Here is a 9,893-nt window from a genome sequence, read left to right as displayed (position 1 = left end):
TTTTTTTTATATCTCAGAGCTGGTTTGCCAGATGCACAAATTCTTCGACGCTGAGCGTCTCTGCACGGCGCGTCGGATCAATGCCTGCTTTATTGAGCAGGGTTTCACCACCAAGCGGCTTGAGGCTTTGGCGTAGCATCTTGCGGCGCTGCCCGAATGCCGCTTGCGTTACGCGCTCCAGAAGCTGCGGTGGGCAGGCCAGCGGCTCTTCCCGCGGGATCATATGCACAACGGCAGACGTGACTTTCGGCGGCGGTGTGAAAGCCTGCGGCGGCAGATCAAAGGCGATTTTAGACTGCGTACGCCATCCGGCCAGCACACCAAGACGGCCATAGGCATCATCACCGGCACGGGCAACAATGCGCTCGGCAACTTCCTTCTGGAACATCAGGGTCATCGAGCTGTAAAAAGGCGGCCATGGCTCACTCAGCAGCCAGCCGATCAGCAATTGCGTGCCGACATTATAAGGCAGGTTAGCGATGATTTTCGGCTTTTTGGCCGGATCAGGAAACAGCGCCTTAAAATCCTGCTGCAAAGCATCACCGGAAATGACACGTAAACGCCCCGGATATTCCGCAGCGATTTCCTCCAGCGCGGGCAGGCAGCGCTCATCACGTTCGATTGCCGTGACAATGCCGCCCTGAGCCAGAATAGCGCGTGTCAGACCGCCGGGGCCGGGGCCGACCTCAATCACCGGCTGATCCTGTAGGTCACCGGCCTGTCGGGCAATTTTGGATGTCAGGTTGAGATCGAGCAGGAAGTTCTGGCCGAGGGATTTTTTGGCATTCAGTTCGTGACGTTCAATCACATCACGCAGTGGCGGCAGATTATCAATGCTCATTCAGTCTTGTGTCCGTTTATGATTATGTGCCAGCTCTGCGGCCAGTTTAAGCGCGGCGATCAGGCTGTCCGGTCGGGCAATGCCGCGTCCTGCAATGTCAAAAGCAGTCCCGTGGTCGGGAGAGGTGCGGATGAAAGGCAGGCCGAGTGTTACATTGACCGTTTCATCAAAGGCCAGCGCTTTGGCAGGAATAAGTGCCTGATCGTGATACATGCAGATTGCCGTATCATAGGTTGTCAGGGCCTGTTTGTGGAACATTGTATCCGCAGGCAGCGGGCCGCGAATATTGATACCTTCGCTTTTGAGCTGCTCAATAGCAGGGCGGATGACAGCATCATCTTCATGGCCGAGCGCTCCGCCTTCACCTGCATGAGGGTTGAGACCGGAGACTGCAATGCGCGGATTTTTGATGCCAAAACGTGTGCGCAGATCATGATCGGTAATGCGGATGGTTTCAATGATCGCAGCTGTTGTCAGTGCTTCCGGCACTTTATGCAGCGGAATATGAATTGTCACCGGCACAGCGCGCAATTGCGGGCCAGCCAGCATCATGACAGGTCGTACTTCAACCCCGAGATGGCGGGAAGCCAGATGGGCAAGAAATTCCGTATGCCCCGGAAAACCAAAACCGGCTTCGTAAAGCGGTTTCTTGGCGATAGGGCAGGTTGTGACTGCACTGGCCTGACCATCGAGCACATAATGTGTGGCGCGTTCAATCGCCTCGATAATACCGGCGGCATTGGCGGTCTGCGGCACGCCCGGCTTGTCAGTCAGCCGGTTGGCCAGAGGCACAACAGGCAGATGATGGCAAAAGCGCTGTGTTGCTTCAGACGGCTGGCAGATGCTGAAAGGGATATCAAGACCAAGCTGTCTGGCTCTTGCTGTCAGCAAGGACGGGTCGGCAAGGATAAAAAACGGAGGCAGCGCATGCTTTTCCCGCTGCGCCCATGCGGTGAGGGCAATATCCGGCCCGATACCGGACGGGTCGCCGATGCTCAGAGCGACCGGTGCTATGGAAGCCTCTCCATGCTGCGGAAAAACCATTTTATGCTCCGGTTCTGCTGTGTAATGAGGCCGTAAACAGAAAAATACTTAAATCAGATCAGCCACGCAGAATAATTTCTGCGTGGCTTTTTCAGGGTTAGCGATTAACGATTTTCGCTTTTTCGCGCAGTTCTTTGACATATTTCTTGCTGATTTCTTCAGCTTTCTTTTCCTGATCTGCATTGCTGCCGGTACCTTCCATGGAGAAAGTCAGCTGTGCAACACGGTCATCCGATACAGTGCGCTTGGCACAGACGGCGAGGAATTCAACGCCTTTATCAGTATCCTGAACCGCTGTCGGACGGCCTACAGCTGTTGCTTTCAACTGTTTTGACCATTCCGGCGGTAATTGCAGTTCCAGATGCTTGCCGAGATCACGCACGGTCACATCCAGCATACCTTTGGTCTGGGAACGTGTTGTTTCGCAGCTGGAGAAGCGGTTGCGCAGAGCATTGGCTTCGGAACGGCGTTTCGCCATTGTGCCTGCCGAGCGGCTGGCGGCAGGTACAACGAAAATCACCTGCTGCAATGTATATTCACTGGTTGAAGGCTTTTTCCCGCCATCCTTCAGCATGCGCTGAACAGCATCCTGCTCGCTCATCATACCTTCGGAGCGGAAGCGGGCGCCGATCGCACGGCTCCAGCCCATCTGCACCATGATAAAGGTTTTAAAATGCTTCGGCGTGATACCGGCCTGATTCATCAGCTGGTTAAGCTGCGCAACGCTCATTTTGTTACGCGAGGCAAAGCCTGCATAGGCAGTTTCAATTTCCTGATCCGAAACAACAATGCCGCGTGATTTCATTTCCACACGCTTGAGCATTTCTTCAACCAGCTCATCCTGAGCCTGCTTGTTGAGATTGCCGCCGCGGCGCTGCAATTTAAGGAAGGCAGCACGGTTCGCAATGTCCACATTGGTAATCGGATTGCTGTTGACGATCACTTTAATTTCGGCAGCTTTGGCAGTGCCGGTAAATTCCGTCACGCTCAAAGCTGTCATTGCAACAGTACCGGCAAACACAGCAGCCAGAATGCGTTTATTAAAATTCATGCTCATAGTAGCAAATTTCATACCTGGTTTCCCGTTCCGTGCCTCAGGACGTGATCGTCTCCTGATAGGGAGAAGTAATAGATAAAATGACTTCTGTTGTCACATCCTGTCAGGATTTTCATTCTTGTATAGATGAGCAGTTGCAGTGAAACAATCTCTCATCTGTTTAAGAATGCATGAAAACAGCGAATTTCGACCCCGTTTATACCCGCTCTTACCTGAAACTACGCAGACAATCTTTATTCTCCACAGTCAAAGCCTGTGTGATTGCTGCCATTATCCCCTGTTTGCATTGCTGTATTCCGATATACAGATGCGTTCCGAATGAGAATTAGAGTGTAAATCGTACGATTTTATGATGCGTTTGCGAAGTAATCTGCGTGCAAAACGCAGGTTCAGAGCGGTTCCTGTTAATATTGAGCCGGTAGAACCGCTCGATCTCTTTGTTTTCACGCATGTCGTTATCGGAAAATCGGTGCATGCTTTTTCGCGACCAAATAAAGAATTTAGAGCGAGCGCTATGATCCAATCTGAACGTAAACCGCTCTGGATAAAATTACGGCCCGCATAAAGCAGGCCGTAATATAATTTCTGATTGTCAAACGGGCTTAGAATGAACTGCCCAGATCGCCCAGTGTACGGAAGGAAATATTGAAGCCGACCGAATGGGAAATCTTATCCTGACCCGGACTGCGTGTCTGAATATAGGCCATCGAATAGGTGAAGCACTCATCATCATAGGCCAGACCGGATTGAGCACGTACCAGAGTTTCTGATACGATATCATAGGTACCGGAGCCAAACACACGCCAGTTTTCTTTGAAACGTGTTGAGGCGCTCAGGCTGACTTCCTGACGGTCATTCGCATAGCCATAATCCGGCTGCTTGGCAATATAAGCATATTTAACCGAGGCCTGAACAATCTGTCCGCTGTGGCTGGCTTCCACTTCACCGCGTTTGACGTCAAAATTATCTTTGTCAAAGCGTCCGCGTGCCGCAAATGCGAGACCGGAATTGTTGGACATGCCAAGCATTGCAACATAGTCAGAACGCTTGCCTTCAAGACCGGAATCCGCACCGGCACCGGCAAAGTCGCTTTCGGCAAAGGAGTTCAGGCCACCCAGCTGGAAGGACTGACCGGCAAGACCATGGATGGACCAGCCATTATTCATATTACCGGAATAGCGCAGACCAAGATTGGCGCGAGTACCGCCTTCAATACGGTCGTAACCGGAGAACTTGTCGCGCTGGAAAAGACTGGTCGCATCAAAGACAAAGCTCTGTGCATCTTCATTCGGCAGACGACCGGCATAAGGCTCGTCATTACGAACAAAAATCTGCGCTGTCGGTTCCAGCACCTGTGTCATGCTGGTTGTGGAGAACAGGATCGGCCAGCGAACTTCCAGACCGGCAGTTGCCATGCCGCGGAAAGCCTGCGAACGGATTTCATTCACAGTGCCGAATGTATCATTGGTGCTAATACCAATCGCATCGCCACGCAGAGCGAGGAGAGGGGTAATGACCAGACCCTGTTCGGTGATGAAAGTCCGTTTCCATTCTGCTTCGGTGGTCAGACGGGCACTGGTGCCCTTCATGCCATTCAGGAAGCGGGCAGCGCCGTTCTGATAAATTTTATCAGACGTTTCGCGATAAATGCCCTGCAGATTGCTGGTAATGGTCAGTTCGCCGCCATAGACAGAACCCGGAACAGTATAGAGATAGTCAACGCTTGGCAGTACCCAAGGCTGCTTCGTATCAACTGCATATTGGCTGCCGTTCAGCACATCTTCCTGCACTTTGAACTTGTACAGGTTAATATCAAGATGGTTGCGACCGGATATACCGCGCAAATAGACATTGGATGTCAGGGATTCACCGCTATAACCGCCGATTTTATAGGTACGGCTGAAATTCTTGTCGGTCTGGGCGATAACATCCCAGCCAAAGCTCCAGCGCGGATTGATTTTGAAATCACCTTTGGAAGCAACCATGCCGCGGAAACGCTCTTGCGCATCAACTGTTGCGGAGCCAAACTCTCCCGGTTTTGCCTGATAAATACCCGCTACGCGGATATTATAAGAGCCGTTTTCAAGACGGTGACGCCATTCGGTTTCACTTAAGAAGCCCTGTTTTGTCAGGCCTGTACCATAAGTGGTGATGTCATAATTCGGAGCCAGATTCCAGAAATAGCCCACCCGCATACCGAAACCCAGCTCGTCTTTATAGAGGAAGCTCGGGAACAGGAAGCCGCTCTTGCGCTTGATGGTCGGGTCAGCAATTTCGAAAGCAGGCAGGGCAAAAAGCGACTTGCCGAACATTTCAAAACGGCCGCCTTCAAAGCGGACAGTTTTCTTGGTGCCGTTCCAGATAATTTTTTTGGCTTTAACCTGCCAGAGAACCGGCTTGCTCGGATCTTTTTCACAGGCACGGCAGGCGGTGTAAACACCATTATTAAATGTGGTGATTTCACCGAGACTGCGTTCCGCGCTTTCCGCTGCAAAACGTGTGTCATCAACGGTTTCAACGCGCAGGCCGTTTACAAAGCCGTCGCGGAAATCATCGGTCACATCGATTTCATCAGAATAAATGCGGTTGCCGTCTTTTTCGACAATTTCAACATTGCCTTTAGCAACCATGCGTTTGGTTTTTTGGTTGTAGACAACCTGACGCGCAACTAAGCGATTGCCGTCATATTCAATCTGAACATTGCCCGCTGCGGTGACAGTATTCTGATCGCGGTCGACAATCAGATTGTCCGCCTGCAGCAGCATCTTGGCATCAGGATTGGTCTGATACTGGCTGCCGAAGTCGTCAGAAGGCGCTGCTTCCTGACTGTAAGCCACGGAAGACATGGAAATGATCACAGAGGTGGAAAAAATGCACGCCAGAGCTGTCCCGCGTGCAAGACGCGTGAAGTACTCAGATACTACCGTGCGGGAGCTACTCAATCCCACTAACCATCCTCCTTATGGAGCAAAAAGGAGATTCCAAAAAATGTTGCAATCAATACCGGTACCCATGCCGCTACAAATGGCGGCACGAATCCTGCCGTGCCAAAGGCTTTGGCAAGTACAGTTACGACATAAAGCACGAACCCGGCAATGATGCCACCCAGAATCATTGCTCCGGACTGGCCGGAACGCACAAATTTTAATGAGACTGTTGCAGCAATCAGCGTCATGGCCATCAAAAGAGCAGGCAAAGCCAGCAAAGACTGGAACTGCATGTCAAAAGCGGTGGCCGAAAAGCCGAAAGAGCGGGCGACTTCAATCTTGCGGGGCAATTGCACGAATGGAATCGTGTCGGGCGAAGAAAGTTTTTCTTCGAGAAATTCCGGTTTTAACTGGGTCGGAATCTTTGTGGATAAAAGTTCTTTAGGTTCCTGACCTTCGACAATATGGGTCACATTGGTCAGGTTCCAGTAACCGTCTTCCAGCTGAGCATCACGGGCGTCAAAACGCTCTTTGATTGTCTTGTCTTCATTGAAGACGAAGAAGCTGACACCGGTCAGATGCGTTCCCTGTGCGAGAATGCCCTTGGCGCCGATAATGGTTTCCTGTTCATCAAATTTCTGGCGCAGCCATGGATCGCGCAGCGCTGTAGCCTGATTAACATTGCCGTTTTGCCAGCGCGTGCTGATTTCCAGCGATTTTTCAAAACCATAAGCCGCAAGCGGATTAATGATGAAAATGGTGATGAGGCCGAACAGGAAGGCACCAAGACAGGCAGGCAGCAGAAACTGCCATGCGGAAACACCGACTGAACGCGCTACCACCAGTTCATAGCGGCGGTTCAGCGAAATCAGCGTGGCCATGGCAGAGAACAGGGCCACAAATGGAATAACCTGCTGCATGATGAAGGGAATGCGCATCGCGGAAAGCCCGAGTGCCGCCCATGCCGAATAATCGGGGAGGGTGGAGAGCTTGCTGGCATTTTCCGTAAAATCGAGCAGCAGCGACAATGCAAAAATACCCAGCAGAAAATACAGCGTGGTTTGCACATAGCGCATGAAAAAATAGTGTCCGAGCGTCCAGCCGATCATGACTGACCTCCTGATGTATTTTTCTTGCCGGCAAAGCGCTCATAAAGCGGACGCAGGCGGGTTGTTAATTGTTCGGTTATGTCCTGAATCCTGTCCGACCATGAGGTCGGCAGGCTGAGTGAGCGTCCGCTGAACAATGCATAGAGGCAGACCGCAATGACACCGAGCGGAATAAGATACATGACCGGCACATAGCTCAGGTTCTTCTCAGCGCGGTCAGACACAAAATATCCGGCCCAATAGACGATCAGTGACAGCGAGATCGCCGAGAAGGAAGCGGAAACTCGCGCTTCACGATGGGAACGCGCATCGCCAGCCAGAACCAGAGCAATCATGGCGAAAACGAAAGGATAAAGCCAGTTTGTCAGACGTTTATGCAGTTCCGCGCGATATTGCAGTGGCTTGGTCTGAAAAATCGGGTCATTCTTGTCCGGATTGATGAGATAGGACAGGTGACGGTCTTTGGCATAAAGAACCATGTCACCGCCTGTATCTGTAAACTGGCTCAGGTCAAAAGCATATTGATCAAATTTGATGATGGAAACATTGCCGGTTTTAACTTCCCGGCGCTGAATCTCACCATTATTCATCAGCAGAACGTCATTGCCATTATTATTGGCGATAGCGCCATCCAGCGCATAATAAACCAGATCCGTATTGGCATCGCGGGAATCGGCGATGAACATGCCGCCGATGCTGCCGTCTGATTTACGCTCGGCAATCTGCACATAGAGATTATCGGACAATCTGCGGAAGCTGCCTTCCTGCACAACCACATTGATCAAATCTGCGCTCGCATTGGCCAGCATGGAACGCATATTATAGCGTGCATAAGGATCGACGAAATTGGCAACCAGAAATGAAATAACCGCAAGCATGGCAGCAAACAGCAATACCGGCCGGATAACGGCCGTGCGCGGGCTGCCGGAGGCATTGATGACCACCAGCTCCGAATCCTGATTCATGGTGGAGAGTGTCTGCGTGATGGCAATCACCAGTGCAAACGGCATCACCAGAGGGATGACGGAGGGAATAAACAGCGAGAAAAACTGGATGGCTGTTGCCAGAGACTGGCCGCTGGAAGTCAGGAAGTTGATGCGCTGCAATACCTGCACTGTCCACGTAATGCCGATGGCCGCGCAGAACACGGCCAGAAACATTATTCCTACGCGGCGCAGGATGTATCGCTCGATCAGTTTCATATGCTGAATTTACATCCTGAACCTTAGGGCTGAACCTGTTATTATCTGCCGGTTATACAAATTTGCTGACATCTTATAATCGTTTAAAGACGGCACGCAAACGCTTGTCATATAATCCGTGTTTATCATAATCGGGTCTTGGCTAAAAATAGACAAAGAAATTAGGTTAACAAAACACTTATTCGTCAGAGACGGTAATTTATGGCTTGTGGTTTGGTCTTGATAGAGCCACACAATGCATTGAGTTATGCGACTCTGTTTTTACCTATTGGAGTTATTATGTCCAAAAATCCAGTCATCAAGTTCTCGAATTTTTCAGAAAAGCTGAAAGATGTCGTGATTGTACCCGTGAGCAAAGACGGTTCGGTTGCCGCACAGGCAAATCATGTTGGCGGCGAAGGTTTCGTTTCCGGCCTGATTACCAAAGCCGGTTTCAAGGGCAAACTTGGTGCAACGCTTGAAACTTACCTTGCTGACGGTGCAGGCGCAGAGCGTCTGGTTCTGGTTGGTATCGGCGATCCTGCCAAGCTGAAAAATGATGACTGGCTGAAAATCGGCGGCGCGGCATTCGCCAAAATCGGCAAATCCGCTGAAGCCAATGCAATTCTCGCAATTGACGGTCTGGAAATTCCGGCTGAAGCGGCTGCGGATTTTGCTCTGGGCGCACAGCTGCGCGCTTATCGTTTTGACAAGTACAAAACCAAGAAAAACGACGACAAGGCTGAGGCCAAAGACGTTAAGCTGACCATTCAGGTTGCTGATGCTGCCGGTGCGGAAAAAGCTTACGAAGCTGCGGCTGAAATTGGTGAAGGTGTGCTGCTGGCGCGCGATCTGGTCAATGAGCCTGCAAATGTGCTCGGCCCGGTTGAATTTGCTGCGGAAGCAGAAAAGCTTGAGAAACTTGGTGTTAAAATCACCATTCTCACTGAAAAAGAAATGAAAAAGCTCGGCATGGGCTCGCTGCTCGGCGTTGCTCAGGGTTCTGTCCGTCCGCCGCGTCTGGTTGTTATGGAATGGAACGGTGGCAAAGCCAAAGACAAGCCGGTGGCTTTTGTCGGTAAGGGCGTTGTGTTCGATACCGGCGGTATCTCCATCAAGCCTGCGCTTAGTATGGAAGATATGAAGGGTGACATGGGCGGTGCAGCTGCTGTTACCGGTCTGATGCGCGCTCTTGCCGGTCGTAAAGCTAAGGCCAATGTTATCGGCGTGATCGGTCTTGTGGAAAATATGCCGGATGGCAATGCACAGCGTCCGGGTGATATCGTCACCACCATGTCCGGTCAGACGATTGAAGTGATCAATACCGATGCTGAAGGCCGTCTGGTTCTGGCTGATGCACTGTATTACACCGCCAAGACCCATAAGCCGCGCTTCATGATCAATCTGGCAACGCTGACCGGTGCGATTGTAATCGCTCTCGGCACCCAGCATGCGGGTCTGTTCTCCAATGATGATGAACTGGCAGAGCAGCTGTTTGATGCCGGTCAGACCAGCGGTGAAAAACTGTGGCGTATGCCGCTCACCAAGGAATATGACAAGATCATCGATTCCAAATTCGCAGATATGCGTAACTCGGCCGGTCGTCCTGCCGGTTCGATCACTGCGGCTCAGTTCCTGAAACGTTTTGTCGGTGATACACCTTGGGCGCATCTGGATATTGCCGGTACTGCGATGGATTCACCTGCCAGCGAATATAATGAATCCTGGGGTTCG

The 9,893-nt window shown here is 51.3% G+C and carries 6 protein-coding genes and 1 pseudogene; 1 reads left to right on the top strand and 6 read right to left on the bottom strand.

Going from position 1 to position 9,893, the window contains the following annotated elements; genetic code table 11:
• Positions 1-13: 13 nt before the first annotated feature.
• The 6 genes and pseudogenes from rsmA to lptF all read right to left on the bottom strand — a co-directional run bounded on the left by rsmA (position 14) and on the right by lptF (position 8,180).
• A complete protein-coding gene (rsmA, locus tag A918_RS0116770; protein ID WP_022712174.1) occupies positions 14-841 on the bottom strand; it encodes a 16S rRNA (adenine(1518)-N(6)/adenine(1519)-N(6))-dimethyltransferase RsmA in 828 nt (275 codons plus the stop codon).
• Entirely contained in the window at positions 842-1,885 is a 1,044-nt protein-coding gene (gene pdxA / locus A918_RS0116765) for a 4-hydroxythreonine-4-phosphate dehydrogenase PdxA (protein ID WP_022712173.1), read from the bottom strand.
• A 97-nt stretch (positions 1,886-1,982) separates the two neighbouring features.
• Positions 1,983-2,936, bottom strand: coding sequence for a peptidylprolyl isomerase (locus tag A918_RS0116760; protein ID WP_028233922.1), 954 nt, complete (start codon positions 2,934-2,936; stop codon positions 1,983-1,985).
• Between the two features lie 608 nt (positions 2,937-3,544).
• Positions 3,545-5,731 (bottom strand): annotated as a pseudogene (locus A918_RS0116755) (LPS-assembly protein LptD); the annotation flags it as partial.
• A 158-nt stretch (positions 5,732-5,889) separates the two neighbouring features.
• Complete coding sequence (lptG, locus tag A918_RS0116750) at positions 5,890-6,978, bottom strand: LPS export ABC transporter permease LptG (protein WP_022712170.1); 1,089 nt, start codon at positions 6,976-6,978, stop codon at positions 5,890-5,892.
• Positions 6,975-8,180 carry an LPS export ABC transporter permease LptF gene (lptF, locus tag A918_RS0116745; protein ID WP_022712169.1) on the bottom strand — a complete coding sequence of 402 codons (1,206 nt, stop codon included), beginning with the start codon at positions 8,178-8,180 and terminating at the stop codon, positions 6,975-6,977. Before lptF ends, lptG begins: the two co-directional genes overlap by 4 nt.
• Before the next feature lie 279 nt (positions 8,181-8,459).
• Here lptF and A918_RS20890 point away from each other — a divergent pair.
• Positions 8,460-9,893 (top strand): leucyl aminopeptidase (locus A918_RS20890; protein WP_022712168.1); only part of this gene is annotated, 1,434 nt, incomplete at its 3' end.

The sequence above is a fragment of the Pseudochrobactrum sp. AO18b genome (genome assembly GCF_000409565.1).
In the GTDB taxonomy this organism is placed as follows: Bacteria; Pseudomonadota; Alphaproteobacteria; order Rhizobiales; family Rhizobiaceae; genus Pseudochrobactrum; species Pseudochrobactrum saccharolyticum.
Note: the sequence above shows the minus strand (reverse complement) of the source record. Positions and strands in the feature narration are given on the sequence as shown.

Bases quoted from the DNA above. Each gene is read 5' to 3' on its own strand.
- lptG (WP_022712170.1), bottom strand. From the start codon at position 6,978: ATGATCGGCTGGACGCTCGGACACTATTTTTTCATGCGCTATGTGCAA.
- rsmA (WP_022712174.1), bottom strand. From the start codon at position 841: ATGAGCATTGATAATCTGCCGCCACTGCGTGATGTGATTGAACGTCAC.
- A918_RS0116760 (WP_028233922.1), bottom strand. From the start codon at position 2,936: ATGAATTTTAATAAACGCATTCTGGCTGCTGTGTTTGCCGGTACTGTT.
- lptF (WP_022712169.1), bottom strand. From the start codon at position 8,180: ATGAAACTGATCGAGCGATACATCCTGCGCCGCGTAGGAATAATGTTT.
- pdxA (WP_022712173.1), bottom strand. From the start codon at position 1,885: ATGGTTTTTCCGCAGCATGGAGAGGCTTCCATAGCACCGGTCGCTCTG.